The following is a 24,639-nucleotide window of genomic DNA, read 5'->3' as shown; positions in this document are numbered from 1 at the left end:
TACACCCGTTGGTCCGGACCTTTATAGGCGGCTTTCCGATTGCGCGTCAACGGATTGCCGGGGATGGGCGTGAACTTTCACGTGCGTGAATTTGCGGCGGATCGCGGGCTGGCCGAGCAGCACCCCGGTGAGGACGAGGGTCAGGCCGAGGAGTTGGTGCGGGGTCAGGGTTTCGCCGGCGATGGCCGTGCCCAGGAGGACGCCGGTGACCGGGTTGAGCAACCCGATCAGGCCGACCGCGCCGGCGTCGAGGTGGCGCAGACCGGTGAACCACGCGGCGAACGCGACGGCGGTGGCGACCACGGCCACGTACGTGAACGCGGCGGTGGTGGTCGGGGTGAGCGGCGGGGGAGGGCCTTCCACGGCCAGGGCGGCGACGACCAGGACCAGCCCGCCGGCGACCAGTTGCCACGACGTGACGGACAGGACGTTGGTCGTGGTGCCCCACTTCTTGGTCAGGACGTGACCGGAGGCGGACATGAGCATCGCGGCGGTGGCGGCGGCGAGGCCGAGGGGGTCGAACGACGTGATGCCGGCGGCGAACATCAGCACCACACCGCCGATCCCGACCACCGCGCCGGCGATGGCGAGCACGTGCGGGCGTTCGGCGAGGGTCAGCCACGCCACGGCCATCATCGCGGCCGGGGACAGCGCCATGACGGTGGAGGCGAGGCTGGTCGGCAGGAGTTGGGCGGAGACGTAGACGAGGGCGAAGAACGCGCCCATGTTGAGCGTGCCGAGGACGAGGGAGCGCCACCACCAGTCGCGGCGGGGCAGTTCGCGGCGGAGGGCGAGGAGGAGCACCCCGGCGGGCAGGGCGCGCAGGGCCGAGCCCCACAGCGGCTGGTCGGCGGGCAGGAAGTGGTGGGTGACGTAGTAGGTCGAGCCCCAGGCGATCGGGGCGGCGGCGGTGAGCAGGGTCCACCGCGAGGTAGCTTCCATGGAAGCAATATAGCTTCCGTGGAAGGTATGGTGGGTCCATGACCGATCGGGTGGCTCGGATCCAGGCGGAGTGGGCGCGGGAACGTCCTGATGTGGACGTCTCGCCGCAGGCCGTCATCGGGCGGTTGCACCGGCTCGCCGCCGTGCTGACCGAGCAGTTGGCCGTGGTCTACCGGCGGCACGGGCTGGGGGAGGGCGAGTTCGACGTCCTCGCGGCGTTGCGGCGGGCCGGGCCGCCCTACGAGCGCGCGCCAGGGGAGCTGGCCCAGCACACCATGGTCACCACGGGCGCGATCACCAAGCGCATCGACCGGCTGGAGCGCGACGGGCTGGTGACGCGGCGGTCCGAGGGGTCGGACGGGCGGCGGCGGGTCGTGGCGTTGACGGCGGCGGGGCTGCGGGTGATCGACCGGGCCTTCACCGAGCACATGGCCAACGAGCGGCGGTTGGTGGACCTGGTGGCGGCCGAGGACGCCCGGGCGCTGGAGCGGATCTTGGGCGACTGGCTGCGGCACTTCGAGAGTTGAAACGCGGGAAGCCCCGGCGTCCCAGCGGGTGAGCTGTCGGCTCCGAGATCGTGAGCTATGCGAAGATTCTCCCGGGGACTCGCGGGGGGAGTGTTCGGGTGGGTGTCGCGGTCGATGAGGTGCCCGGGGATCTGGCGATGGCGCGGCGGCTGTGGCCGTTGATGCTGGCTTCCTCCGTGGCGTTGTTGCCCTACACCATCTTCGGGACGTTTCTCGTGCGCATTGCCTCCGATGCGGACACCGATGCTGCTGTCATGGGTGGGCTGCGGGGGCTCGGGGGACTGGCTGCGTTGGCCGCCGGAGCGGTGCTGGCGCCCCTGTTGGACCGGGTGGCTCGGTTGCGCGCTGCCGCGTTGGGATTGGTGGCGTTGGCTGTCGCGGCTCTGGTGGGCGCGTTGGGGCACCTTGTCGCGATGGGGGTGTTCTGTGCGCTGGTCGGGGCGGCGATGGCGGTGATCACGCCTGCGCTCACCGCGTCGGCTGCCGATCGGTTCGGTGACGGGGCGGCGGCCGGGCGGGCTGCGACGCTGGTCACCGCGACCAGTGCGTTGACGGTGATGTTGGCGGCGCCTGTGGTGGCTGTGCCCGCGTTGTTGTGGGGGTGGCGCGGGGACCTGGTGATGACCGCTGTGGTGGCGTTGGGGTTGGCGGTGGTGTTCTACCGGCGGCCCGGACGGGTGGTGCCGGCGTCCACCCTGGGGTACTGGGCCTCTTACAAGGCGTTGAAGAGCTTGCGGCCGCTGCTCGCCGTGGCTTTGCTGCGGACGGCTGCGTTCATGGGGTACTTGTCCTATCTAGCAGTCATATATGATGCACGATTCGGGTTGTCTCCCAGTGCATTCGCGTTGGTGTGGACGCTCAGTGGCGGCAGCTACTTCTTCGGCAACCTGATCACCGGACGGGTCGTGGGGTCGGGGCGGGTTCGGGCGCACCACGTGATGTTCTGGGCGTTGGTGGTGTCGTTGGGCGCGATCGTGGCGATCTACTTCACGACGACCCTGGTGGTGGCGGTCGTGCTGACCGGGGTGTTGGGGGTGTGCCACTCGGCGGTGGCGGCGTGCGTGATCACGTTGATGGTCCGGCACAGCGGTGACGCTCGGGGGACGGCGTTGGGGGTCACGGGGGCGTCGGTAAACCTCGGCACGTTCGCGGGCGCGTTGGTCGGGGGTGTCGGGCTCGGGTTCGCGGGACTGCCCGGCGCGGCGGCGGTGTTCGGTGGGATCACGGTGTTGTCGCTGGTCCCGGCTGCTGTGGTGTGGCGGTCGGAGCGGTCCGGCGGAGGAACCACAAGCCGGTGACCGCGCAGACCGCCCCGCACAGGGCGAGCGCCGTGCCGAACCCCAGAGCGCCCATGACGGCGACGCCCAGCGTGGCACCGGTCTGGCGGACGGCGTTGAGGATGCCGCCGGCGGTGCCCGCGCTGCCCGGCGGTGCCGCGTCGAGCAGTGCGGTGACCAGCGCCGGCAGCACGAACGACACGCCCAGGCCCGTGCACAGCAGGCCGAACACGATCGGGCCGTAGCTGCCGAGGTGGACGGTCGCGCCGAGGGTGGTGCCGCCGGTCGTCAGCAGGGCGAGGCCGAGCAGGATCGGGGTGCGCGGGCCGAAGCGGGCCACCAGGCGGGCGGTCAAGGGTGGGTTGAGGGCGAAGGGCAGGGTCAGGGGGAGGAACGCCAGGCCGGTCGTGGCGGCGTCGAGGTGCAGGTGGCGTGCGAACACCAGCGGTAGCACGAACAGGCAGCCGTTGAGGGCGAAGTTCACGGCCGCGCCGACCGCGAGCGTGGGCCGGACTCCGTTGGCGCGCAAGAGGATCGGGTCGAGGTCCTTGATCTTGCGGCCCAGGACGGCCGCGACCGTCGCCGCCACCGCCGCGTGGAGCCAGTCGGACGCTCCGGCGGCGATCAGGGCGTCGGTCGCGGCGGCGAGGGCCAGGCCGACCGCGAGGTGTGCACGCCAGTCGACCTCGCGGTCGGTGCTGGGGCAGCGGATGTGCTTCGTGGCGACCAGGGCGAACGCGGCGATCGGCAGGTTGACCAGGAACACCGCCCGCCATCCGGCGAGGTCCACCAGCAGCCCGCCGGCGACCGGTCCCGCCGCCACGGCCGCGCCGCTGACCGCCGCCCACACCGCCACCGCGCGCGCCCGAGCCGCCGGCTCCGGTCGGATCCGGGCGATCATCGCCATGGACGCCGGCACGCACGCCGCCGCGGCCGCGCCGAGCACTGCGCGCAAGCCCACCAGGACCTCGATCGCCGGAGCCACCGCCGACAGCAGCGACGCCAGGGCGAACACCGCCACCCCAGCGCGGAACACCCGGTGCGCGCCGAACCGGTCCGCGACCGCGCCGGCCGACAGCAGCGCGGCGGCGAACACCACCGTGTAAGCCGTGGTCGCCCATTGCAGGCCGGCGGTGCTCGCGTGCAGGGAAGCGGCGAGGTCAGGCTCGGCGACCGCGAGCACGGTCGTGTCGAGCAGGACCATGAAGTAGGCCAGGGAGATGCCGAAGATCGTCACGGCGCACACTGTCGGCGCGGTCGGCGCCGGGTTCCACCGGCCGACCCGCAGGGGCGTTCGGAATTTCCGAACGGTGCTGATCGGTTGGGGGTGGACGTGGAACTCCGTCAGTTGCGCGTGTTCGAGGCCGTGGTGCGGCACGGGACGGTGACCGAGGCCGCCGGTGCGCTGGGCCTGGCGCCGTCCAGCGTGTCCGAGCAGGTCCGGTCGTTGGAACGGTCGCTGGGGGTGGCCGTGTTCGACCGGACCGCCACCGGGATGCGCCCGACCCCTGCCGGCGACCGGCTGGTCGGGTGGGCGCGGCGGTTGCTGGAGCAGGCCGAGCAGGCGCGCCGCGAGGTGACCCGGCCGGCGGTGCGGCTGGGCGCGTTGGAGACCATCGCCGCGTCCCAGGTGCCGCTGGTGCTGGGCCGGCTCGCGGCGCGGCGACCCGAGGTCGTGGTCGACGTGCGGTCGTCGGCGAGCCGGACCGACCTGATGGCCGAGGTGGCGTCGGGCCGGCTGGAGGCCGCGCTGGTGCTGGACACCGGGCCGGCCCTGGGCGACCTGGGCTTCCCGACGCCGTCGGACGACTCGCCGTTGGCGTTCCTGGACGTCGCTGACGTGCCGCTGGTCCTGGTGGGCGCGCCCGGCCACCCCCTGGCGGGCCGGGCGGTGCCCGCGGACCTCGGCGGCGAGCGGCTGCTGGTGTCGTTGCCGAACTGCTCGTTCCGGCTGGCGGCGGACCGGTGGCTGGACGCGGCGCAGCGGGTGCACGCGGGCCCGGTGCCGGTGATGAAGGCCTGGGCCGCGCAGGGGCTGGGTGTGGCGTTGCTGCCGTCCTTCGCCGTGACGGACGAGTTGGCGTCGGGTGCGTTGGTGCGCTTGGACTTCCCCGTGCCGGACCTCAGCCTGCGCCTGCTGTGGCGGGAGGACCGGGAGGACCGGCCGGGGTTGCGGGACGTGCTCTACGCGGTCAGCGCGGTGGCCTAGACGGGCTTGCGGGTCCGGCCGCGCTTGAGCTCGAAGAAGCCGTCGGTGCCGGCCAGGAGCGCGATGCCGTCCCACAGCCGGCCCGCCGCCTCACCGCGCGGGGCGGGGCTGACGACCGGTCCGAAGAACGCGCTGACCGTGCCGTCGTCCTGGGGGATGTGCAGGGCGGGGACGCCGAGGTCCTCGCCGAGCGGTTCGAGCGCGGCCCGGTTGCCCTTGCGCAGGACGTCGTCCAGGTCGGAGCGGTGGGCGGCGTCGGCGAGGGACGGCGGGAGGCCCACGTCGGCGAGCGCGGCACGGCTGAGGGCGTCGTCCACGAGGTGCTTGTCGACGTGGATGCGGGTGCCGAACGCGGTGTAGAGGTCGCGCACGACGTCCTCGCCGTGCTGTTGCTCGGCGGCGGCCACCACCCGGGCCGGTCCCCAGCGGGCGTCGAGCCACTGGCGGTACCAGGGGTCGACTTCGCGGTCCTCGTTGTGCAGCGACAGGCTGAACACCCGGAACCGGGCCTGGACGGGACGCACCTGCTCCACTTCGAGCACCCACCTCGACGCGACCCACGCCCACGGGCACACCGGGTCGAACCAGAGGTCCACTGTCGTCATCTTCGCTTCTCCTTACGGTGTCCGGATCACCGTAGGCATCGATTGGTTCCTTGATGAGGGCCATGTTCAGCGCCATTTCTTGGGCCACTTTGGCAATGCTCTGACCCGTATACTCGGGTGCGAGTAATCGGAGGTGGCGTGGCGCGGTACCGACGTGCGAACCCGTTGGCGTTGGCGGTGCTCGGGTTGTTGCAGGAACGCTCCATGCACCCGTACGAGATGGCCACGACGCTGCGGCAGCGGCACAAGGAAGACAGCATCAAGCTCAACTACGGGTCGCTGTACACCGTGGTCGAGTCGTTGGAGAAGCACGGTTTCGTGGAGGCTCTGGAGGCGCGGCGGGAGGGGCGTCGGCCGGAGCGGACCGTGTACGGGTTGACCGCCGAGGGGCGGGCGGAGCTGCACGACTGGTTGCGGGAGCTGATCGGGACGCCGGTCAAGGAGTACCCGCGGTTCGAGGCCGGGTTGTCGCTGGTCGGGTTGCTGGCGCCGGGGGCGGTGGCGGAGTTGCTGCGGGGGCGGGTGTCGGCGTTGGACGCGCAGGCCGTGGCGTTGCGGGAGACCGTGTCGTGGTTGCGGGGGCAGGGGTTGCCCGAGTTGACGTGGGTCGAGCTGGACTACCGGGTCGCGATGCTGGACGCCGAGCGGGCGTGGGTGCGGCGGTTTGCGGCGTCGGTGGAGGAGGGGGCAGTCGGCGGCATGGAGGCTTGGCGGGCGTGGCACGAGAACGGTGCCGAGCCCGGCGGCCTCGGTCCCGGTTAGGCCCTTCACGACTCCCGGCCCGCGGTCGTGCGGGCCGGTGGACCTCGACGCGGTGCGGCAACACCGCGCCGAGGTGGTTGATCACCCGAATGCGGACCACCCGAGGAATCGAGGACATCATGGCAGAGCACACCGCCGAGGCGGCGATCGCCGACCTGGGCCGGGAGCTGGTCGAGGCGTGGAACCGGGGCGACGCGGCGGCCTATGCGGCGCTGTTCACCGAGGACGCCGACTACGTCGTGTTCAACGGCACCCACTTGCGGGGGCGGGCGGAGATCGAGAAGGCCCACCGTTGGCTGTTCGACGGACCTTTGAAGGGTTCGAGGCTGGGCGCGGGCTCTGCTCCGGCGGCTTCCCCGCGCTTCGTCCGCCCGGACGTGGCCATCGCCGTGACCGGCGGCGGGGTCGTGGGGGAGGGACAGGCGGAGGTGGGTCCGGAACAGGACTCCGTGCAGACGGTAGTCGTGGTCGACGATGGCGACCGCTGGCGCTATGCGTCTTTCCAGAACACCCGGAAGTCCTGACTTGTGCGTTGCGGCGAGGGGGCGGTGGCAGCTCTATCCACAACCCCCTCGCTCCACCCTCTCGCCCTTCGAAACTCCAGCTACCGTCAACCAAGCCCCACCCGCCTCCGACCCTTGACACAACTTCACCCGATCAGGCGACATGCAAGATCCGCGACCAAACGGCGACTCGCGCGTCCCGTAAAACAAGGAACGCGGGGACCACGGCCGACCCACCCCTACCACCACCCCCCTTCCCACCCACCACCCACGCTGACCACCCCCGGCCGCCCCGCCCGCTCATCCACCCACCACCCCGCCCCAACCACCCGTCCCCCGCGCCCCGCCGCCGCCCGCCGCAGCCCGCCGCCGCCGCCCACCGCCCACCGCCGCCGCCCGCCCGCCGCCGCCCGCCCACGCCCAGGTGCCCGCTGGTACCCGACGCCACGCGGGCGACCGCGCGCCGCTGCCCGACAGCGCCGCCGCCCGACAGCGCCGCCGCCGGGCCGCGCGCCGATGCCCCACCGTCGCCGCCCGAACCGCAGGCTGCGACCCGAACCGCACGCTGCGACTCGACCGCGCCGGCCCCGACCCCGTCGACGCCGGACCGCATGCTGCAGCCCGAATTTGTCGCGGCTCGGGCCCGCTGCGGCTGGAGCGCGCCACCGGCCGACTGCGGTGCCATCGCCCACGCGCGGGAGCTGCCCTGCCGCGCCGTCGCTTGGCGCTGCTCGGTCGGGTCGCGGTCGCGGTTGCTTGGCGAGGCTCGGCCGGCGCCGCTTGGTCAGGCACAGCCGCGTCGTCGCGCGGCCAGGTTTGGCTGTGCGGTTGTGGAGGCGTGGAGGTGGGCCGGTGGTGGTTCGCCGCCCCGCGACCGGAATTCCGTTGCCCGCAAGCGAAAGGGTGATCGTGAGCAGCGGTGTGGCGGCCAAAGGGTGTGGTGGCGCGGTGGGGCTGCGCGGATGGTGGTGGGGGCGGGGTCTGGTGTGGACGGTGGTGGGGGTTAGGGGTCAGGGGTGGGGGTGGGGGGTTGTGGTGTGGCAGGAGTGGATGAAGGCTTGTTGGGCTGGGGTCGTGGGGGTGGATTTTGGCCACGCTACGCAGACCTGGCTGGGGCTCACGTCCGGCACCAGTCGGTACGTGATACCTGGCCGGGCGTAGTAGCGGGTTGCTGATTCTGGGGCCAGGGCTACCCCGTAGCCGTTCGCGATGGCTTGTAGCCACGCGTCTGGCTGGTCGGTCACCGCTCCGATGACGGGCGGCGTGTCGCGTTCGGATGTTGCCAGCCAGTAGTCGCGCCAGTCGCCGGTCTCGGCGGGGGCCGCTACGAAAGGTTCGGTCCACAGGCCGCGGAACGGGATGGTGGTGCGGGTGGCCAGGGGGTGGGTGGTGGGGAGGGCTACAAATCTGGGCTCGGTCAGGAGGATCTCCACGTGGTACGACTCCTGGTCGGGGAAGGGGGCGCGCAGCAGGGCCACGTCTACCTCTCCCTCCGCCAAGCCCGCGGTCGGCTCGGACCACGTCGCCTGCCTCATCTCCACCCGCCAGCCCGGCATCAGCCTGCCGAACTCCGCGATGATGTCCTGAGTGGCCTCGTTCGCGGCGCTGGCGATGAAACCCACTCGCAGGACGCGGGCGGCACTTGCTGCGGCGGACTTGGTTTTGCGCAGGATGTCGTCGCACAGTCCCAAAAGGGCTTGAGCGCTGTCGGCCAGGGTCTGGCCGGCTTCGGTGAGGGCCATGCCCGTGCGGGACCGGCTGAACAGGCGGACGCCCAGGTCGGTCTCCAGGCGTCTGATCTGCTTGGTCAACGCGGGCTGGGAGACGTACAGGCGCTCGGCGGCCCGGGTCAGGTTGCCCTCCTTGGCCACGGCCAGGAAAGCGCGGACCAAACGCGTGTCCACATCCATTCCGCCACGTTATAGAAGCTGGTATTGGACGTGAACAGGTGGGCGCGAAGAAGGTTGAGGGGTGACTGTCGCTTATGTGGTTGTTATCGGGGTGACCGTGGTCGCCAATCTTGTCGCTGCCGCCGTCGACTTCGGTCGGAGCAAGTGGGTGTTGAAGAACATGGCCGGGTACGGGCTGCCGGCTTCGTGGATCGTGCCGTTGGGACTGGTCAAGGCCGCGGGGGCGGTGGGGTTGCTCGCCGGGTTCGTCGTGCCGGTGGTGGGGGTGGCCGCTGCGGTCGGGTTGGTCCTGTACTTCGTCGGGGCGGTGGCGGTGGTCGTGCGGGCTCGGGTGTGGAGGGACGTCGGGTACCCGACGGCGTTCCTCGCGCTGGCGGTGGCGTCGCTGGTGGTGGCGTGAAAGGGGGTTGGCATACTGGCTCGATGATCGAAACCGCGTCGATGGCAGGTTTCCTTGCCGCGCATGGCATTTGGAGCGTCTCCGAAGGCGAGACGCTCATCCCGATGTTCGCCCACGAGAACCCGCAGGGCGAACGGTTCCTGGATCGGGTGATGGCCGACGACATCGCCGAGGGCGCGCGGGCCGCCCAGCGGGCTCTCGAGGACAACGAGCACGGCGCCACCCGGGCGGTCATGGTCGTGGACGCGTACGTCCACAAGGACTCCGGACCGGTGGACGCCCTGCTGGTCGAGGCGGTGGAGTACGGGCTCGCGCCGCGCACGCTCACCATCGCGGTGCTCTACCGGCCCGCCGGGCACCCGGACGGGTTCGCCGTGTTCAGCCCCGAGTTCCAGGGCTTCGACGGCGACGACGCCGAGTTCGAGGCGGTGGCCGACGCGTTCTTCGCCGGTGTCGAGTCCCACCACGACGCCCACGAGGTGTGGGCCGCCCACTACGTGCGGACGGTGTGACCGCCCGCCGGTGCGGTTACCCCTGTCGTGGGAGGTGACCCACGATGACACCGCACCGGCGCGCCGAACCCGCCGAGCGCGACGACGAACCGGACCTGGTCCGCCAGTACCTGCGGCAGATCTCGGCGACGCCCCTGCTGGACGCCGCCCAGGAGGTCGCCTTGGCCAAGCGCATCGAGGCCGGGGTGTACGCGGAGGAACTGCTCCGCCGGGGCGACCTCGACCGGGACGGACCGCACGACGACCGGCGCCGCGACCTGGAGGCCCTGGTCCGCGAGGGCCAGGCGGCGATGGACCACATGATCCGCGCCAACCTCCGGCTCGTGGTGTCGGTGGCCAAGAAGCACTACCACCGCGGCCTGCCGCTGCTGGACCTGGTCCAGGAGGGCAACCTGGGGCTCATGCACGCGGTGGAGAAGTTCGACTACGCCAAGGGCTACAAGTTCTCCACCTACGCGACCTGGTGGATCCGGCAGGCGATCGAACGCGCCATCGCCACCCACACCCGCACGGTCCGGCTGCCGGTGCACGTGGTGGAGGAGATCGCCAAGCTGGGCAAGCTCGAGCGCAAGCTGCACCTGGCCCTGGGCCGGGACCCGACCGTCGAGGACCTCGCCGAGGCGGCCGGGACGACCCCCGAACGCGTCGCCGAGCTGCGGCGGATCGGGCGGGAGGCGATCAGCCTGGACACGCCGGTCGGCGACGACGGGGAGACCCGGGTCGCCGACCTCATCCAGGACACCGACGTGCTGTCCGCGCCGGAGGTCGCCGAGCACCGCGCGCTGGCGGAGGAGCTGCGGGCGCTGGTGGACACCCTGCCACCCCGCGAAGCGCTCATCATCACCCTGCGTTACGGCTTGCACGGGGGCGAGCCGTGCACGTTGCAGCAGGTCGCGGAGCGGGTCGGGGTGACCCGCGAACGCATCCGACAGCTGGAACGCCAGGCCATGGCCGCCCTCCGCGCACCGGAACGACACGAACCGCTACTGGCCTGGGCCGGTTGACGTGAGCACAGGGTGTTACCGGACCTGCAGCAAGGCGGCACGGGCCTCGGTGACGGAAGGCGCGTCGCCGCCCCGGCGGTCCAGTTCGGCCAGGGCCTCGCGGTACGCGCGGTCGAGGGCTTCCGAGGCGGGCACCGCGATGTCCGGGGTCACGCCGACCAGCTCCCAGTTCGTGCCCGACACGGGGTTGATCGCGCGGGCCGTGGGGATGGTGGCCTCCAGGTGCGGGTGGACGGTGAACCCGCGCCGGGGTGGGCGCCGCCGCCGGTGGTCTCGCCGACGACGGTGGCCCGCCCCAGCTGCTGGAGGTCGTAGGCCAGTTCCTCGGCGGCGGAGAACGTCGTGGCGCTGGTCAGCACGTACACCGGTCGGGCCGGGTCGAAGCGCGCGCCCGGCACCACCGGCGAGCTCCAGAACTGGTGGTAGGACTCGTCCTCGCGGTGGTACATGGTGTTGAGGTGGGTCGGCTCGGCCAGCAGGTGGCCGCACACCAGGGCCACCGTGTGCGGGTCGCCGCCCCGGTTGCGGCGCAGGTCCAGGACGAGGGCGTGCGCCCGCGACACGAGGGTGAAGGCGGCGGCGATGGCGTCCGCGCACAGCTCGACCGGGAACAGGTGGGGCGCCAGTTCCAGGTGCGCCACGCCGCCGGGCAGCCGCCGCAGTCCGGGCACGCCGCCCATCGCCAGGTCCAGCTCCCGGCGCATCTGCTGCTCCGAGGCCGCGTCGTCGCCCTCGGGCACCTCGTCCGCGTGGTGCTTGAGGCGCAGGTGCCGGTCGCCGTTGACGGACTGGAGGTCCTCGGTGACCAGTTCGGCGAGCTCGGCGGGCGTGGTCGCGGCGGCGTAGCGGGCGGTGCGGCCGGCCAGGAAGCCGTCCAGCTCGGCCGCGACCTCGGGGAACACGTAGTGCTCCACCAGCAGCGCGCGGGTCCGGGTGATGATCGACGTGGTGTCCATGGCGGGGAGTAGAGCAGCGCGCTTGCGAAAGCGTCAAGAGAGTTAGACACTTTCCCGGTGGACGACTGGCTGGAGATCGGCACGCCCGAGCAGTTCAAGGCGCTGTCCCACCCGCTGCGGCAGCGGTTGCTGTTCGCGCTCGGCCGTGAACCGGCGACGACCAGCCAACTCGCGGTCGCCCTCGACGAGCGGAAGGGCAACGTCGGTCACCACCTCAAGGTGCTGCGAGAGGCCGGCCTGGTGCGGGTGGTGGAGGAGCGGAAGGTGCGCGGCGGGACCGAGCAGTACTACCAGCGCGCGGCCAAGCGCATGTCCTACAGCAGTTCCCCGGCCGAGCACACCCAGGCGATCTTCGGCGCGGTCGGCGAGGAGGTGGCGCGGGCGGCGGAGCAGCCGCTGGTCGTGCTGCGGCACCTGCGGCTGACCGAGGAGGTCGCGGCGCGGATGGCGAAGGCGTTGCGGGACGTCGTGGACGACGCGGAGGACGCCGGGGAGGGCGAGGCCGTGCACGGCGTCCTGGTCGCGCTCTACCGGCAGCCCGACGTCACGCGCGGGTGAGGCCGGCCGGGAACTCGGCGTCACGCGCGGGTGAGGCCGGCCGGGAACTCGGCGTCACCCGCGGGTGAGGCCGGCCAGGAACTCGGCGTTGGTGCGGGTCTTGCGCAGGCCGTCGAGCAGGACGTCGACGTCCCGGGACTCCAGCGCGCGGCGCAGGGCGCGCGTGACGGCCAGTTCGTCGGGGGCGAGCAGGAGCTCCTCCTTGCGCGTGCTGGACTGCTCGACGTCCACGGCCGGGAACACGCGGCGGCCGGCGGTCTTGCGGTCCAGCTTCAGCTCGGCGTTGCCGGTGCCCTTGTACTCCTCGAAGATCAGGTTGTCACCGGTGGAACCGGTTTCCACCAGGGCGGTCGCGATCATGGTCAGCGAGCCGCCGTCCTCGATGTTGCGGGCTGCGCCCAGCAGCCGCTTGGGCGGCAACAAGGCGCTCACGCCGACGCCACCGGACAGGATGCGGTCGTTCGAGGGCGCGGCGAGGTTGTAGGCACGGCCCAGGCGGGTCAGCGAGTCGAGCAGGACGACCACGTCCTTGCCCTCCTCGACCAGCCGCTTCGCGCGTTCGATCGCCAGTTCGGCGGACGCGGTGTGCTCGGCGGGGGAGCGGTCGAACGTGGACGCCACGACCTCGCCGGGCACGCCGCGCTGGATGTCGGTGACCTCCTCGGGCCGCTCGCCGACCAGCACGACGATCAGGTGGCACTCGGGGTTGTTGCGGCTGATGCCGCGCGCGATCGCTTGCAGCACACTGGTCTTGCCCGCCTTGGGCGGTGCCACGACTAGGGCGCGCTGGCCCTTGCCGATCGGCATCACCAGGTCCACCACGCGGGTGGTCAACTCGTGCGGGTCGTGTTCCAGGCGCAGCCGCTCGGTCGGGTGCACGGGCACCAGCGTCGAGAAATCGGGCCGCCGCAAGGCTTTCGCCGGGTCCTCGCCGTTGACGGCGTCGACCCGCACCAGCGGCGGGAACTTCTGCTTGCCGGTGGCGGTGCCGGACGCGCCGGCCACCAGGTCGCCGCGCCGCAGTCCGTGGCGGCGCACCACAGCCGGTGGCACGTACACGTCCGCCGGTCCGGGGAGGTACCCGGTGGTGCGCAGGTAAGCGTGGTCTTGCTGGACGTCCAGGACGCCGGCGACGGGCGTCGACGCCTGGATCTCGGGTTCTTTGAACAGGGTTGCGGTCATGGGTGGGTGTCCTTTCCGGACAGACGCGCGCCAGGTGGCGCGGAGGTGAAGGCGAACCACGAAGAGAGGGGTTCGAGCCTTGAGTGGAGACGTCCTGCGGGAGGCGAAGGGCCAACATCCGCTCGATGGACAGCACCACCGTACCGCACGGTTGGGCGGACGGCAACATCGGTTACCGTTCCGCCCGTGACGACCCCCGACCCGTGGAGCCAGTGGCGCCGACCCGGACCCACCGCCGCCCAGCGCCGCCAGGACGTGTGGCTCGCGCTCGCCGTGCTGGCCGGCGCGGCCGCGGTGACCGTGCTGGTGCGCAGCATGGGCGCGTTCGTGCACGACGAGACGATCTCCACGCTGGTCGAGCAGTTGCTGTGGGGCGCGGGCATCAGCCTGCCCCTCGCGGTGCGGCGCCGGTACCCGTTGACGGTGCTGCTGGTGGTCAGCGCGGTGTTCATCGCCGGGCAGGCCCGGCACGTCGCGGACAACCTCGTGCCGTCGATCGCGTTGTTCACCGCCATCTACACGGCCGGCGCGTGGAGCCGCGACCGGGTGCGGGCGCGGGTGGCGCGGATCGGCGTGGTCGTGGGGATGTTCGGCTGGCTCGGGTTCAGCCTCGTGCGGGAGCTGCTCGAACCCGTGGGGCCGTTCGAGAACGCCGTCGGGCCGCTGGACCCCGTGCTCGCGTCGGTGCTCTACGGGGTCGCGTTCAACGTGCTGTTCTTCCTGTCCGCCTACCACTTCGGCAACACGGCCTGGCTTTCCGCGCGGCGCAAGGAAGAGCTGGAGCACCGGGCCGAGGAGCTGCGGCGGTCGCAGGAGCAGAACATGCGCGGCGCGGTGGTCGCCGAGCGCGTGCGCATCGCGCGCGACCTGCACGACGTGGTGGCGCACCACGTGTCGGTCATGGGCGTGCAGGCCGGTGCCGCGCGGCGGGTGCTGGACCGCGACCTCGACCTGGCCCGGTCCACCCTGCAGACCGTGGAGGACACGGCCCGCACCGCGATCGGCGAGCTGCGCGGGCTGCTCGGCGTGCTGCGCGCGGACCCCGCCGAGGAGCCGGGACCGGAGGAGGCGGCACCGGCGGACGAGGTGCTGGGTGCGCAGACGTCCTCGCCGGGCCTGGACCAGTTGCCGGAGCTGGCGGCGATGGCCCGCTCGGCGGGGCTGGAAGTCGTGCACGGCGTGTACGGGGAGCCCCGGCCGGTGCCGGAGGGCGTGGCGTTGTCGGTGTACCGGATCGTGCAGGAGGCGTTGACCAACGTGGTGAAGCACGCGGGCGCGGCCGGCGCGGACGTGCGGGTGCGGTTCCTGGAGCAGTCGTTGGAGGTCGAGGTGACCGACGACGGCCGCGGGGTGACGTCCGGTTCGGGCGGGTTCGGCCTGGTGGGGATGCGGGAGCGGGTCGCGGTGCACGGCGGTGCGCTGGAGGCGGGGCCGCGCCGCGGCGGCGGGTACCGGGTGCTGGCGAGGTTCCCGGCATGACCGTGCGCGTGGTGCTCGTGGACGACCAGGACCTGGTGCGCGCCGGGTTCCGGGTCATCCTCGGGACGGAGGACGGCGTCGAGGTCGTCGGCGAGGCGCGCGACGGCGCGGAGGCGGTCGAGGTGGTCGGGCGGCTGCGCCCGGACGTGGTGCTGATGGACGTCCAGATGCCCGTGCTGGACGGGCTGGAGGCCACCCGGCGCATCCTCGGCCCGGCCGGGGCGGACAGCCCGATCAAGGTCGTGATCCTGACCACCTTCGACCGCGAGGACTACCTGTTCGAGGCGTTGCGGGCCGGGGCGAGCGGGTTCCTGCTGAAGAACTCCTCGCCGGAGGACCTGGTGGACGCGGTGCGGGTGGTGGCGCGCGGCGACGCCCTGCTGTCGCCCGAGGTCACCCGCCGGGTGATCGCCCGGTTCACCACGCCCGCACCCGACGCGCCCGCGCGCAGGCCCCCGGAGCTGACCGACCGCGAGTTCGAGGTGCTGGTCCACCTGGCGCGCGGGGCGAGCAACGCCGAGATCGCGGCGGCGCTGTACCTGGGCGAGACGACGGTGAAGACGCACGTGTCGCGCATCCTGGCGAAGCTGGGCCTGCGGGACCGGACGCACGCCGTGGTGTTCGCCTACGAGCAGGGGATCGTCGCGCCGGGGCGGTCGTAGGGCATCCTCCTCGCGGAGGACCCCGGGAGTCGATCTCGCGCCGGACGTGCTCGCCGGCGCCAGCGCATAGCGTTGCCGGCATGTTGACAGTGACGTCGATCAGCCGGAGTTTCGGCGATCACCGGGTCCTCGACGACGTGTCGTTCGAGGTCCGTCCCGGGCGGATGACCGGGTTCCTGGGGGCCAACGGGGCCGGCAAGACCACGACCATGCGGATCGTGCTGGGGGTGCTGTCCGCGCACGGCGGGTCCGTCCGCTGGGACGGCGCCGAGGTGGACGGCGAGCTGCGGCAGCGGTTCGGGTACATGCCCGAGGAACGCGGGCTCTACCCGAAGATGGGCGTCGCCGAGCAGATCGCGTGGCTGGGCCAGTTGCACGGCCTCGACCAGGCCACCGCGCGCCGCAACACCGCCGAGCTGCTGGACCGCCTGGAGCTGTCCGAGCGGGCCGGGGACAAGCTGGAGGAGCTGTCGCTGGGCAACCAGCAGCGCGCGCAGGTCGCCGCCGCGCTGGTGCACGACCCGGTGCTGCTGATCCTGGACGAGCCGTTCTCCGGCCTGGACCCGATCGCCGTGGAGACCGTGCTGGGCGTGTTGCGCGAGCGCGCCGCCCGCGGGGTGCCGGTGCTGTTCTCCAGCCACCAGTTGTCGGTGGTGGAACGGCTGTGCGACGACGTCGTGATCATCTCCGGGGGTCGGATCACCGCCGCCGGCGCGCGGGACGAGCTGCGTGAGCGCTACGGCACCACGCGGTTCGAGCTCGTCGTCGGCGGGGACGCCGGGTGGGTGCGGGACGTGCCCGGGGTGCGGGTGGTGGACGTGGACGGGCCGCGCGCGGTGTTCGAGCTCGACGACGAGGGCGCGGACCAGGTCGTGCTGGACACCGCGCTGCGCAAGGGGACCGTGCGGAGCTTCAGCCCGGTCGTGCCGACGCTGGACGAGATCTTCAGGGAGGCGATCTGATGTCCCGGTTCGTGGGCGCGACGCGGCTGGTGGCCGAGCGCGAGGTGCGCAGCCTGGTGCGCAGCAAGGGGTTCTGGATCGGCTTCCTGGTGGTCGTGGTGGGGTTGTTCGCCCTGTCGATCCTGCCGACGGTGTTCGGCGACGGGCCGAAGAAGGTCGCCGCCGTGGGCACGCAGGCCGTGGAAGCGTTGGCGGACAGCGGACTGGACGTGCGCCAGGTGTCCAGTGTGGACGAAGCCGAGGGGTTGGTGCGGTCGGAGGACGTCGAGGCGGCGGTCGTGCCGGACGGGTCCGGCGTGAAGGTGCTCGCGCTCAACGATCCGCCGAACAGCGTCGTCGCCGCCCTGCGCACCGCGCCGCCCGTGCAGCTGCTCGACGCGTCGGTGGTGGGGCAGGGGCCGCGCACGGTGGCGATCATGGTGTTCGCGCTGGTGTTCCTGATCTTCGGCGCGGGCGGCGCGGCGATCGCGCAGAGCACGGTGATCGAGAAGCAGACCCGGATCGTGGAGATCCTGGTGGCCACGGTGCCGGTGCGGGCGCTGCTGGCGGGCAAGATCGTCGGGCACACCCTGCTGACGCTCGGCCAGGCGGTGGTGCTGGCGGTGGCCGCGCCGATCGCGTTGCGGCTGGGCGGGCACCACGAGCTGCTGGCGGTGGTCGGGCCGGCGCTGGGGTGGTTCGTGCCGTTCCTGGTGCTGGGCTACCTGCTGCTGGCGGGGATGTGGGCCATGGCCGGGTCGCTGGTCAGCCGGCAGGAGGACCTGGGGTCCAGCATGGGCCTGGTGATGATGCTGGTGATGGGGCCGTACTTCGCGGTGATGGTGTTCGCCGACGACGCCACCGTGATGCAGGTGCTGTCGTACGTGCCGTTCACCTCGGCGATCGCCATGCCGGTGCGGATGTTCGCGCAGCAGGCGGCGGCGTGGGAGGCGGTCCTGGCGCTGGGGTTGCTGGCCGCGACGGTGGTGCTGGTCGTGCTGCTGGCGAGCCGGATCTACTCGGGTGCCCTGCTGCACACCGGCGGCAAGCTCGCCCTGCGCAAGGCGTGGGCGCGCGAGGCGTGATCACTTCCGCCCGGTGAGGGCGATCCTGGACCGCGTGCGGGCCGGCGCGGTCGGGGGCAGCTCGCCGAGGACGTCCGCCAAGGACACCTCGGCGAGGCTCTGCTTCCAGGCCTTGTGCGCGTCGGCCATCTTGCGGGCCAGGATGCACGCGTCCCGGCAGTCCTCGGCGGGCAGCGCGCCCTTGCCGCGCTGCCGGATCTCCTGGCACTCGTAGGGCGAGGCCGCGCCGTCGACGGCGGTGACGATGTCCAGCAGGGTGATGTCCGCGGCCGGTCGGCCCAGGCGGAACCCGCCGCGCGGACCCGTGGTGGCGGTGAGGATGCCCGCCTTGACCAGCGACTGGAGCTGTTTGGCCAGGTAGGGCGCGGGCAGGTCGTAGTACTCCGCGAGCTGCGCCGCCGAGGCGGTGGCGCCCGGTTCCAGCTGCGCCAGGGTGGTGGCGCAGTGCAACAGCCATTCGGTGCTCACGGGCAGCTTCACGCCGTGGAGTGTATCTCAGACATTGCGGATCTGTTTGGTCCGAGATAGCGTGCGGAGGTACCCACAGAGAGGAAGATGGTCATGCGGATCGCAGTCGCGGGAGCCACCGGCAACATCGGCGCCCTCACCGTCGCCGTCCTGGAGCGCGCCGGGCACGAGGTCGTGGGCATCAGCCGCTCGCTGGGCGTGGACCTGATCACGGGCGAGGGCCTGGACCAGGCGCTGACCGGCGTGGACGCGGTCGTGGACGCCACCAACGGCCCCGCGCTCGAACGGGACAAGCTGGTCGAGTACTTCGCCACCACGACCACCAACCTGCTCGCGGCGGAACGGCGTGCGGGCGTGCGGCACCACGTGCTGCTGTCGATCGTGGGCATCCACGGCGTCGACGGCAACGACCACTACTACGGCAAGCGCGAGCAGGAACGGCTGGTCCAGGCCGGTGGCGTGCCGTGGTCCATCGTGCCCGCGACCCAATTCCACGACTTCGCCGCGATGGTCGCCGGCTGGACCGAGCGGGACGGCGTGGCCACCCTGCCGCCGCTGCTCGTGCAGCCGGTGGCGCCCGCGGACGTGGCCGAGTTCCTGGCGGAGGTGGCGACCGGTGAGCCGGTGGGGCTGCACCCCGGCCTGGCCGGTCCGGAGCGGCACGACCTGGTGGACATGGCGCGGCGGACGCACCAGGCGCAGGGCCGGGACGTGAAGCTCGTGCCCACGTGGGACGGCGTGATCGGGGTGGAGATGGCGGGCAACGTGCTGCTGCCGGGCGAGGGCGCACGCATCGCGCCGACCACGTTCGACCAGTGGCTGGAGACCCAGCGGGTCACCGCCGTCCGATAACCTCGCGGGCCGCGCGCAGGCCGGAGCGGACCGCACCCTCCAGGTAGCCCGGCCAGGCGTCGGAGGTCTCGGTGCCCGCCCAGTGCAGGCGGCCGACCGGGGTCGGGGGTTGGCGGGTCGCCGTGTACTTCCCGGGCCGGGGGAGCGCGGAGTAGCCGCCCCGGACGTGGGGGTCGTCGTGCCACGACTTCTCGTGCCAGTCGACGGGGGTCAGCGCGGCGGCACCCAAGGCCTGGGCGGCGGTGCGCAGGACGGTCGCCCGGCGGTCCTCTGTGGACAGTGCGGACAAGGTGCGGGCGCGGTGGCCGGGGACCAGGAAACCCAGGTGGCCAGGGCCGCCCGGGGGCGAGACGTCGAAGACCGCCGGCACCGGGCCGGTCAGGGAGATCACCTCGCCGCTCCAGCCCGCGGTGCGCCAGAACGGTCGCTCGTACACGGCGATCGCCTTGTAGATGGTGCCCATCACGGTGTTCTGCTCGACCAGTGCGCGGCTGGGCGGGAGCGGTGGGTCGTGGTGGATCTCGGCGGACACCGGTGGCGGCACGGCGATGACGGCGTGATCCGCCCGGATCGGTCCGTCCGGTGTGTCGACCGTGACGGCCGAGTCGGTGCGGGTGATCGCGGTGGCCGGGCGGGACAGGTGGACGGACAGGTCGGCCGCGATCCGGGCCACCAGTGCGCCGGCACCCCCGGTGAGCAGGGCGTCCTGCGCCCCGCCGGAGGTGCCGAGCATGGCGAGCAGCCCGCCCGACGAGCGGACCGAGGACGCGAACGCCTGCCGGGTGATCTGGTCGGTGTCGGCGGCGAGCGCTTCCGCCACCACGACCTCCACGAGCCGGCGCGCGGCCGGGTGGGGGAGTCGGGACAACCAGTCCGCGATGGTCGTGCGGTCGTCCCCCGAGGGGAAGGAGAGGCGCAGCAACGCGGCTCCGCCCACCAGCACCGCCGGCCACGCCCGGGTGGGCCGGCCGTCGAGGATGCGCCGCTTGCCGTTCGTGGGCGTGGGAAAGGTGGGAACCCCGTGCTCGGCGGCGAGCCGGGACAGGGCGTGGTGCTTCGGGCCGAGCCACATCCCGCCCAGGTCCACGGCCGAACCCTGGCTCGACACCACGGTGTGCGCCCGCCCGCCGACCCGGTCCGCCGCCTCCAGCACGGTGACGTCCACACCCGCGCGGTGCAACTCCCGTGCCGCCGTCACCCCGGCCAGTCCCGCCCCCACCACCACGACCTTCATGCGTCGAGCGTTCCACGGCGGAACGACGGCCCGCCGGCGAAGCACCACACCGCGATCACCGGGTCGCAGATCGCGCAGCCCAGCGACGAGTGCTCGGCGAACGGGAGATCGCCGCCGAGGTCGGTTTCGGCTCCACCACGACGTTCCGCGACCACTTCAAGGACGTAATGGGCGCGACCCCGAACGCCAACCGCGCGGCGTTCCGGCACGTGCCCTGACGGGGACGGCGTCCTGCCGGCGCGTGGCAGAACGCCGTCCCGTGACCGGTGTCGGGGGACCGGTCAGCTTCAGTGGGCGGTCAGTCCGCGAGGACCTCGTTGGCCAGGCGCTCCAGCTGCGTGGACGCCTGGTCCGGCGGGAACAGCCACAGGCCCAGCGAGGTGGCGCCCGCGTCCAGCAGGCCCTGCAGCTGCGCGCGGACCTTGGCCGGGCTGCCGGCGACGGCGAACTCGTCGACCCACTCGTCCTCGACGGTCAGGTCCTCGTCCGGGCCGAGCGCCGCGACGCGCTTGCGGATGTCGTCCGCGAACGGGGACTGGCCGACCAGCGCGGTGTGCGACTCGGCCTTGAGGAAGAAGCCGACCGCGCCGCGCACGGCGTCACGGGCGGCCTGGTCGTCGTCGTCCACGGCGGCCAGGACGAAGGCGGTCAGCGGGAGGCCGCGACCGGCTTCGTCCACCAGGCCGCGTGCCCAGGAGACGTAGGTCGGGCCGGACAGCACGGACAGCAGGACGCCGTCGGCCTTCTCGCCGGACGCCCGCAGGGCCTTCTCGTTGACCGCGCCGATCCACAGCTCCGGCACCTGCTCCGGCGGGAACTCGAGCTTGATGTCGCCGTAGTGGTGGGTGCTGGTGGTGCGGTTGACGTTCTGCCCGGACAGCAGGTCGCGCAGGACGTCTAACGTCTCCTTCACCGCGGTCAGCGGCTTCTCGGGCGTCAACCCCATCTGCTGCAACCAGAAGCCGTTGCCCAGGCCGATGGTGGCGCGCACGCGGCCGGGGTAGGTGCGGGCCAGGCCCGCCAGTTCCATCGCCAGCACGGCCGGGTGCCGGGTCACGATGCTGGCCAGCCCGAGGCCGGCGGGCACCCGCTCGGTGGCGGCGAGCAGCAGCGTCAGGCCGGACAGGCCGCCGGTGAAGAAGCAGTCCTCGGAGAACCACACCTCGCCGAACCCGAGCCGCTCCGCTTGCGCCGCGCCCGCGGTCAGCCCTTCCGGCGGCGTGAGGCTGCCGAAGACGATCCCGATCTTGCTCTTGTCCATGCAACGTCCTTCCAGGTGTTCGCCGCGACTCACGGGCCACCCCATAGTGGCATAAGTGGACGCCGTGTCCACCTAGTGCCCCGGTTCAGTCGCAGCAGCGCGCGCTGAGCCAGGTCAGGCCGGCGACGATCTGGCCGGGCGTCAGGCCGCGCACCCGGCGCTGGTACTCGTACAGCTCGGGCGCGAGAGGGGCCATGAGGGCGTCCACCACGGCTTGGGGCGTGTCGGGGGGCAACAACAGCTGCACGTGCCGGCGCCAGAACGCGTACACGCCGGTGCGGAACCGCGCACGGCCCGTTTCGGCGCCCAGCACCAGGTGCAGGTGCCGTTCGAGCAGGTCCACCATCGCCGCGTAGAACGCGCCCAGCCGCTCGCGCGGTGGCGCGCCCGGTCCCAGGGGTGGGGCACCGCGGAGGATCTTGTCCTGGAGCTCGGTCTCGTGCGCGTCCAGCAGGGCCTGCGCGATGGACGTCGTGTCCGGGTACCGGCGGTACAGCGTGGCCCGGCCGACGCCCGCCGCGCGGGCGATGTCCTCCATGGTGACCGCGGTCGTGCCGCCCGCCTCGGCGAACAGCCGCTCGGCGGCGGTCAGCACCTTGGTGCGGTTGCGCGCGGCGTCGGCCCGCTCGCGCGGACGCCCGCCGCCCGACAGAGCGACCTCGATCGACATGCGCACCACCATACGGCCTCGAAGCCATTAAGTGGACACCGCGTCCACTTAGTGCTTACATTGCCGGCATGTACCTCGCACTCCTCGCATCGGCGCTGCTGGTCGGCACCCTCCTCGCGGTGCAGGCCTCGGTGAACCTCCAGCTCAACCGGGCGGTGGGCACGCCTTACGGGGCCTCGACCCTCCAGCTCTCGGTCGCCGCGGGACTGCTGGCCGTGGTGGCGATCCTGACCGGCAGCATCGGCGCGCTGGGCGGGATCGGGGACGCGACCTGGTGGCACCTGCTCGGCGGTCTGGCCAGCCCCCTCTACATCACCAGCGGCATCCTGCTGATCCCCCGGCTGGGCGCGGTGACCACCGTCGGCCTCTGGGTGACCGGCCAGATGCTCGCCTCCCTCGTGCTCGACCTCGGCGGGCTCATCGGCGTCAAGCAGGTGCCGCTGAACCTGCTGATCGTGCTCGGCGCGGCGGCCGTCGTCGTCGGCATCTCGGTGGTCGTGCGCGGCCAGAACCAAGCCATCAAGGCCGGTCCGGGCACCGCCACGCCCGCCGACACCCGACCCGCGCTGGCCAGCCAGACCGGGTGGCTCGTCCTGGGCGTGATCGCCGGTGGCGTGCTGCCGGTCCAGGGCGCGGTCAACGCCAAGCTGCGCGCCGACCTCGGCGCACCCTTCGCGGTGGCCCTGGTCAGCTTCATCGTGGCGGTGCTGGCGATCGCGATCGTGCTCGCGGTCCTGGTGTCCACCGGCAAGACCCCGAAGCCGAAGTTCGACGGCCTCAAGGCGATGCCGTGGTGGGGCTGGCTGGGCGGCGCGTGCGCGGCGGCCTACGTGACGGTCACCTTCCTGCTCATCCCCGAGATCGGCGCGGCCACCACGGTCGCGTTCACCGTCACCGGCCAGCAGCTCGCCTCCGCGGCCATCGACCAGAACGGCCTGTTCCGCCTGCCCCGCCGCAAGCTCACCCCCGCGCGCCTGGCCGGCGTCGCGCTGCTCATCGCCGGCTCCGTGCTGGTCCAGATCGCCAAGTGACAACTCCCGCCCCGACCCGGAAGTGAGACGCCGTGCTGACGCCTTACAACGCCGCGCCCGAGGTGTTCGTCCTGCCCTCGCAGTTACCCATCGCGGGTGCCGGGGTGCTGCCCGTGCACTCGTACCTCATCCGAGCGCACGAGCCCGTCCTGGTCGACGCCGGCCTGCCCATCGACGCGGGCCGGTTCGACCAGGAGGTGTGGAACCTGGTCGACCCGAAGGACCTGAAGTGGGTCGTGGTCACCCACGACGACCGCGACCACGTGGGCAGCCTGCGCGAGATCCTGGCCGCCGCGCCCAACGCGACCCTGATCACCAACCAGCTGTCGGTGGACCGGCTCGCCGAGTACTGGAACGTGCCGCAGCACCGGGTGCGCGCGGTCAACCCGGGCCGTTCGCTGGACCTGGGCGACCGCAAGATCACCATCCTGCGCCCGCCGGCCTACGACGCCCCGTCCACCATCGCGGTGTACGACCAGAAGCTGGAGACCCTGTTCAGCGCGGACAGCTTCGGCGCCGTGCTGCCGGAGTTCGCCTCGCACGCCGAGGACGTCGCCGAGAACGACTACTACGACGGCCTGGCCCTGTTCACCCGCGCCAACGCGCCCTGGACGTCGTTGGTGGACCAGGACAAGTTCGACAAGGTGATCGACTTGATCCGCGCGGTGAACCCGAAGACGGTGCTCAGCGCGCACGGCCCGGTCGCCACCGGCCGCACCGAGGCCCTGCTGGAAGCCATGCGCAAGATCCCCACGATGACGCCGTGGCTGCCGCCGGAGGACCTCGACCCGGAAGTGGTGCTGGAGCGCCACGAAGCCGAACTCGCCGCCGCCCGCGCGGACCTCACCAGCTAGCCACCCTCGAAAGCCGGTATCTCGGAAAGGCGACCATGTCCACGCACGACCTGACGCCCCCGCCCGGGGTCGTCGTGATCTTCTCCGACATCTGGTGCTCCTTCGCCCACGTCACCGTGCACCGCCTGCACAAGGCGCGGCGCGACCTGGGCCTGGAGGACCGGGTCTCCTTCGACCACCGCGCCTTCCCGCTGGAACTGCTGAACAAGGCGCCCAGCCCGCGCACCGGCACCGACAGCGAGGTGGGCCGGACGGCGAGCCTGGAACCCGAGGCGGGCTGGCAGCTGTGGCAGGACAAGGACTGGCTGTACCCGTCGAGCACGTTGTTGGCGCTGGAAGCGGTGCAAGCGGCCAAGGAACAGGGCTTCGCGGCCTCCGAAGCGCTGGACCTGGGCCTGCGCAAGGCGTTTTGGGCGCAAAGCCGCAGCATCGCCAACTACCACGTGATCCTCGACGTCGCGGAAAGCACGGGCGTCGTGGACGTCAAGGCGCTCGCGGAGGCCTTGGACGACGGTCGCGCCAGAAAGCTGCTGTCCGAGCAGGCCTCGATTTCCGCCACGGAAACGGTGAACTGCAGTCCGCACCTGTTCCTGCCCGACGGGTCCGACCACGCGAACCCCGGTATCGAGGTGAGCTGGGCGGGCGATTACGGTGTCGGCTGGCCGGTCATCACCAAAGACGAACCCGAGGTGGTGGCCGAACTCCTCAAACGCTCCGCCGCATAAGCACGACCTATTGCGGGTATTCGCGCGACC

The 24,639-nt window shown here is 72.1% G+C and carries 28 protein-coding genes and 2 pseudogenes; 18 read left to right on the top strand and 12 right to left on the bottom strand.

Annotated elements, in window-relative coordinates:
- Positions 1-21: 21 nt before the first annotated feature.
- A complete protein-coding gene (locus DFJ66_RS05945; protein WP_121218701.1) occupies positions 22-942 on the bottom strand; it encodes a DMT family transporter in 921 nt (306 codons plus the stop codon).
- Between the two features lie 38 nt (positions 943-980).
- Here DFJ66_RS05945 and DFJ66_RS05940 point away from each other — a divergent pair, with 38 nt between their 5' ends.
- Both DFJ66_RS05940 and DFJ66_RS05935 read left to right on the top strand, forming a co-directional pair.
- Entirely contained in the window at positions 981-1,469 is a 489-nt protein-coding gene (locus tag DFJ66_RS05940; protein ID WP_121218699.1) for a MarR family winged helix-turn-helix transcriptional regulator, read from the top strand.
- Positions 1,470-1,567: 98 nt separating this feature from the next.
- Positions 1,568-2,767 (top strand): MFS transporter, encoded by a 1,200-nt coding sequence (locus DFJ66_RS05935; protein WP_246029598.1) that lies wholly within the window; start codon positions 1,568-1,570, stop codon positions 2,765-2,767.
- On the opposite strand, the gene DFJ66_RS05930 is transcribed toward DFJ66_RS05935, so the two are convergent.
- Positions 2,691-3,983, bottom strand: coding sequence for an MFS transporter (locus tag DFJ66_RS05930; RefSeq protein ID WP_246029597.1), 1,293 nt, complete (start codon positions 3,981-3,983; stop codon positions 2,691-2,693). The genes DFJ66_RS05935 and DFJ66_RS05930 overlap by 77 nt on opposite strands.
- 96 nt (positions 3,984-4,079) lie before the next feature.
- On the opposite strand from DFJ66_RS05930, the gene DFJ66_RS05925 reads away from it, so the two are divergent.
- Positions 4,080-4,955: a LysR family transcriptional regulator gene (locus DFJ66_RS05925; RefSeq protein WP_121230733.1), complete on the top strand. Its 876-nt coding sequence runs from the start codon at positions 4,080-4,082 to the stop codon at positions 4,953-4,955.
- Here the strand turns inward: DFJ66_RS05925 and DFJ66_RS05920 are convergent.
- The gene (locus DFJ66_RS05920) at positions 4,952-5,560 is read right to left on the bottom strand and encodes a mycothiol-dependent nitroreductase Rv2466c family protein (protein ID WP_121218697.1); all 609 of its coding nucleotides are present in this window, start codon (positions 5,558-5,560) and stop codon (positions 4,952-4,954) included. The two genes, DFJ66_RS05925 and DFJ66_RS05920, sit on opposite strands and share 4 nt — an antisense overlap.
- 138 nt (positions 5,561-5,698) lie before the next feature.
- Between DFJ66_RS05920 and DFJ66_RS05915 the strand changes: the two genes are divergently transcribed.
- Both DFJ66_RS05915 and DFJ66_RS05910 read left to right on the top strand, forming a co-directional pair.
- The gene (locus DFJ66_RS05915; RefSeq protein WP_121218695.1) at positions 5,699-6,322 is read left to right on the top strand and encodes a PadR family transcriptional regulator; all 624 of its coding nucleotides are present in this window, start codon (positions 5,699-5,701) and stop codon (positions 6,320-6,322) included.
- A gap of 119 nt (positions 6,323-6,441) precedes the next feature.
- On the top strand, positions 6,442-6,846 hold the full coding sequence (locus tag DFJ66_RS05910; RefSeq protein ID WP_121230731.1) for an SgcJ/EcaC family oxidoreductase: 405 nt from the start codon (positions 6,442-6,444) through the stop codon (positions 6,844-6,846).
- Between the two features lie 989 nt (positions 6,847-7,835).
- Here DFJ66_RS05910 and DFJ66_RS05905 read toward each other — a convergent pair.
- Positions 7,836-8,735 carry a LysR family transcriptional regulator gene (locus DFJ66_RS05905; RefSeq protein ID WP_121218693.1) on the bottom strand — a complete coding sequence of 300 codons (900 nt, stop codon included), beginning with the start codon at positions 8,733-8,735 and terminating at the stop codon, positions 7,836-7,838.
- 76 nt (positions 8,736-8,811) lie between these two features.
- On the opposite strand from DFJ66_RS05905, the gene DFJ66_RS05900 reads away from it, so the two are divergent.
- Genes DFJ66_RS05900 through DFJ66_RS05890 form a run of 3 tightly spaced genes read left to right on the top strand, consistent with a single transcriptional unit; the run spans position 8,812 to position 10,651 of the window.
- Entirely contained in the window at positions 8,812-9,135 is a 324-nt protein-coding gene (locus DFJ66_RS05900) for a DoxX family protein (protein ID WP_246029596.1), read from the top strand.
- Positions 9,136-9,158: 23 nt separating this feature from the next.
- Positions 9,159-9,647, top strand: a complete 489-nt coding sequence (locus DFJ66_RS05895) for a hypothetical protein (protein WP_147459178.1) — start codon at positions 9,159-9,161, stop codon at positions 9,645-9,647.
- 44 nt (positions 9,648-9,691) lie between these two features.
- The gene (locus DFJ66_RS05890; protein WP_121218686.1) at positions 9,692-10,651 is read left to right on the top strand and encodes a sigma-70 family RNA polymerase sigma factor; all 960 of its coding nucleotides are present in this window, start codon (positions 9,692-9,694) and stop codon (positions 10,649-10,651) included.
- A gap of 15 nt (positions 10,652-10,666) precedes the next feature.
- Here the strand turns inward: DFJ66_RS05890 and DFJ66_RS43340 are convergent, their stop codons facing one another.
- The gene (locus DFJ66_RS43340) at positions 10,667-10,834 is read right to left on the bottom strand and encodes a hypothetical protein (protein ID WP_211350998.1); all 168 of its coding nucleotides are present in this window, start codon (positions 10,832-10,834) and stop codon (positions 10,667-10,669) included.
- Positions 10,801-11,607, bottom strand: a complete 807-nt coding sequence (locus DFJ66_RS05885) for a S41 family peptidase (protein ID WP_211350996.1) — start codon at positions 11,605-11,607, stop codon at positions 10,801-10,803. Before DFJ66_RS05885 ends, DFJ66_RS43340 begins: the two co-directional genes overlap by 34 nt.
- Before the next feature lie 57 nt (positions 11,608-11,664).
- Here DFJ66_RS05885 and DFJ66_RS05880 point away from each other — a divergent pair, with 57 nt between their 5' ends.
- Positions 11,665-12,165 carry an ArsR/SmtB family transcription factor gene (locus tag DFJ66_RS05880; protein WP_211350994.1) on the top strand — a complete coding sequence of 167 codons (501 nt, stop codon included), beginning with the start codon at positions 11,665-11,667 and terminating at the stop codon, positions 12,163-12,165.
- Between the two features lie 54 nt (positions 12,166-12,219).
- On the opposite strand, the pseudogene rho reads toward DFJ66_RS05880, so the two are convergent.
- Positions 12,220-13,302: pseudogene (gene rho, locus DFJ66_RS05875) on the bottom strand (transcription termination factor Rho); the annotation flags it as partial.
- Between the two features lie 231 nt (positions 13,303-13,533).
- On the opposite strand from rho, the gene DFJ66_RS05870 reads away from it, so the two are divergent.
- The 4 genes from DFJ66_RS05870 to DFJ66_RS05855 all read left to right on the top strand — a co-directional run bounded on the left by DFJ66_RS05870 (position 13,534) and on the right by DFJ66_RS05855 (position 17,514).
- The gene (locus DFJ66_RS05870; protein WP_246029595.1) at positions 13,534-14,826 is read left to right on the top strand and encodes a sensor histidine kinase; all 1,293 of its coding nucleotides are present in this window, start codon (positions 13,534-13,536) and stop codon (positions 14,824-14,826) included.
- Positions 14,823-15,488 (top strand): response regulator, encoded by a 666-nt coding sequence (locus DFJ66_RS05865; protein WP_121218682.1) that lies wholly within the window; start codon positions 14,823-14,825, stop codon positions 15,486-15,488. The genes DFJ66_RS05870 and DFJ66_RS05865 overlap by 4 nt, the downstream gene beginning before the upstream one ends.
- A gap of 80 nt (positions 15,489-15,568) precedes the next feature.
- Positions 15,569-16,450 carry an ABC transporter ATP-binding protein gene (locus DFJ66_RS05860; RefSeq protein WP_121218680.1) on the top strand — a complete coding sequence of 294 codons (882 nt, stop codon included), beginning with the start codon at positions 15,569-15,571 and terminating at the stop codon, positions 16,448-16,450.
- Complete coding sequence (locus DFJ66_RS05855) at positions 16,450-17,514, top strand: ABC transporter permease (RefSeq protein ID WP_121218678.1); 1,065 nt, start codon at positions 16,450-16,452, stop codon at positions 17,512-17,514. The genes DFJ66_RS05860 and DFJ66_RS05855 overlap by 1 nt, the downstream gene beginning before the upstream one ends.
- On the opposite strand, the gene DFJ66_RS05850 is transcribed toward DFJ66_RS05855, so the two are convergent.
- Positions 17,515-17,994 (bottom strand): RrF2 family transcriptional regulator, encoded by a 480-nt coding sequence (locus tag DFJ66_RS05850; RefSeq protein ID WP_121218675.1) that lies wholly within the window; start codon positions 17,992-17,994, stop codon positions 17,515-17,517. It lies immediately after the preceding gene.
- Between the two features lie 81 nt (positions 17,995-18,075).
- On the opposite strand from DFJ66_RS05850, the gene DFJ66_RS05845 reads away from it, so the two are divergent.
- On the top strand, positions 18,076-18,834 hold the full coding sequence (locus tag DFJ66_RS05845) for an SDR family oxidoreductase (RefSeq protein ID WP_121230725.1): 759 nt from the start codon (positions 18,076-18,078) through the stop codon (positions 18,832-18,834).
- Here DFJ66_RS05845 and DFJ66_RS05840 read toward each other — a convergent pair.
- Together DFJ66_RS05840 and DFJ66_RS44020 are read right to left on the bottom strand one after the other, a co-directional pair.
- Positions 18,818-20,068 (bottom strand): flavin monoamine oxidase family protein, encoded by a 1,251-nt coding sequence (locus tag DFJ66_RS05840; protein WP_121218673.1) that lies wholly within the window; start codon positions 20,066-20,068, stop codon positions 18,818-18,820. The genes DFJ66_RS05845 and DFJ66_RS05840 overlap by 17 nt on opposite strands.
- Positions 20,065-20,175: pseudogene (locus tag DFJ66_RS44020) on the bottom strand (DUF6010 family protein); the annotation flags it as partial. The gene DFJ66_RS05840 and the pseudogene DFJ66_RS44020, both read right to left, overlap by 4 nt.
- On the opposite strand from DFJ66_RS44020, the gene DFJ66_RS44895 reads away from it, so the two are divergent.
- Positions 20,158-20,286, top strand: coding sequence for a hypothetical protein (locus DFJ66_RS44895; RefSeq protein ID WP_281276722.1), 129 nt, complete (start codon positions 20,158-20,160; stop codon positions 20,284-20,286). The pseudogene DFJ66_RS44020 and the gene DFJ66_RS44895 overlap by 18 nt on opposite strands.
- A gap of 80 nt (positions 20,287-20,366) precedes the next feature.
- On the opposite strand, the gene DFJ66_RS05835 is transcribed toward DFJ66_RS44895, so the two are convergent.
- Both DFJ66_RS05835 and DFJ66_RS05830 read right to left on the bottom strand, forming a co-directional pair.
- Positions 20,367-21,329 (bottom strand): LLM class flavin-dependent oxidoreductase, encoded by a 963-nt coding sequence (locus tag DFJ66_RS05835; RefSeq protein ID WP_170199152.1) that lies wholly within the window; start codon positions 21,327-21,329, stop codon positions 20,367-20,369.
- An 85-nt stretch (positions 21,330-21,414) separates the two neighbouring features.
- On the bottom strand, positions 21,415-21,999 hold the full coding sequence (locus DFJ66_RS05830; RefSeq protein ID WP_121230723.1) for a TetR/AcrR family transcriptional regulator: 585 nt from the start codon (positions 21,997-21,999) through the stop codon (positions 21,415-21,417).
- A gap of 68 nt (positions 22,000-22,067) precedes the next feature.
- Here DFJ66_RS05830 and DFJ66_RS05825 point away from each other — a divergent pair, with 68 nt between their 5' ends.
- The 3 genes from DFJ66_RS05825 to DFJ66_RS05815 are packed head-to-tail and all read left to right on the top strand — an operon-like array spanning position 22,068 to position 24,609.
- On the top strand, positions 22,068-23,030 hold the full coding sequence (locus tag DFJ66_RS05825) for a DMT family transporter (protein ID WP_121218669.1): 963 nt from the start codon (positions 22,068-22,070) through the stop codon (positions 23,028-23,030).
- 32 nt (positions 23,031-23,062) lie between these two features.
- Positions 23,063-23,884: an oxygen-binding di-iron domain-containing protein gene (locus DFJ66_RS05820; protein WP_121218667.1), complete on the top strand. Its 822-nt coding sequence runs from the start codon at positions 23,063-23,065 to the stop codon at positions 23,882-23,884.
- A 35-nt stretch (positions 23,885-23,919) separates the two neighbouring features.
- Positions 23,920-24,609: a DsbA family oxidoreductase gene (locus DFJ66_RS05815; protein WP_121218665.1), complete on the top strand. Its 690-nt coding sequence runs from the start codon at positions 23,920-23,922 to the stop codon at positions 24,607-24,609.
- The last annotated feature ends 30 nt before the right edge of the window (positions 24,610-24,639 follow it).

The sequence above is a fragment of the Saccharothrix variisporea genome, from assembly GCF_003634995.1.
Taxonomy (GTDB): domain Bacteria; phylum Actinomycetota; class Actinomycetes; order Mycobacteriales; family Pseudonocardiaceae; genus Actinosynnema; species Actinosynnema variisporeum.
Note: the sequence above shows the minus strand (reverse complement) of the source record. Positions and strands in the feature narration are given on the sequence as shown.

Coding starts and splice junctions, on each gene's coding strand:
- DFJ66_RS05945 (WP_121218701.1), bottom strand. CDS start 942: ATGGAAGCTACCTCGCGGTGGACCCTGCTCACCGCCGCCGCCCCGATC.
- DFJ66_RS05940 (WP_121218699.1), top strand. CDS start 981: ATGACCGATCGGGTGGCTCGGATCCAGGCGGAGTGGGCGCGGGAACGT.
- DFJ66_RS05920 (WP_121218697.1), bottom strand. CDS start 5,560: ATGACGACAGTGGACCTCTGGTTCGACCCGGTGTGCCCGTGGGCGTGG.
- DFJ66_RS05910 (WP_121230731.1), top strand. CDS start 6,442: ATGGCAGAGCACACCGCCGAGGCGGCGATCGCCGACCTGGGCCGGGAG.
- DFJ66_RS05905 (WP_121218693.1), bottom strand. CDS start 8,735: ATGGATGTGGACACGCGTTTGGTCCGCGCTTTCCTGGCCGTGGCCAAG.
- DFJ66_RS05895 (WP_147459178.1), top strand. CDS start 9,159: ATGATCGAAACCGCGTCGATGGCAGGTTTCCTTGCCGCGCATGGCATT.
- DFJ66_RS05890 (WP_121218686.1), top strand. CDS start 9,692: ATGACACCGCACCGGCGCGCCGAACCCGCCGAGCGCGACGACGAACCG.
- DFJ66_RS05885 (WP_211350996.1), bottom strand. CDS start 11,607: ATGGACACCACGTCGATCATCACCCGGACCCGCGCGCTGCTGGTGGAG.
- DFJ66_RS05865 (WP_121218682.1), top strand. CDS start 14,823: ATGACCGTGCGCGTGGTGCTCGTGGACGACCAGGACCTGGTGCGCGCC.
- DFJ66_RS05860 (WP_121218680.1), top strand. CDS start 15,569: ATGTTGACAGTGACGTCGATCAGCCGGAGTTTCGGCGATCACCGGGTC.
- DFJ66_RS05855 (WP_121218678.1), top strand. CDS start 16,450: ATGTCCCGGTTCGTGGGCGCGACGCGGCTGGTGGCCGAGCGCGAGGTG.
- DFJ66_RS05845 (WP_121230725.1), top strand. CDS start 18,076: ATGCGGATCGCAGTCGCGGGAGCCACCGGCAACATCGGCGCCCTCACC.
- DFJ66_RS05840 (WP_121218673.1), bottom strand. CDS start 20,068: ATGAAGGTCGTGGTGGTGGGGGCGGGACTGGCCGGGGTGACGGCGGCA.
- DFJ66_RS05835 (WP_170199152.1), bottom strand. CDS start 21,329: ATGGACAAGAGCAAGATCGGGATCGTCTTCGGCAGCCTCACGCCGCCG.
- DFJ66_RS05830 (WP_121230723.1), bottom strand. CDS start 21,999: ATGTCGATCGAGGTCGCTCTGTCGGGCGGCGGGCGTCCGCGCGAGCGG.
- DFJ66_RS05825 (WP_121218669.1), top strand. CDS start 22,068: ATGTACCTCGCACTCCTCGCATCGGCGCTGCTGGTCGGCACCCTCCTC.
- DFJ66_RS05815 (WP_121218665.1), top strand. CDS start 23,920: ATGTCCACGCACGACCTGACGCCCCCGCCCGGGGTCGTCGTGATCTTC.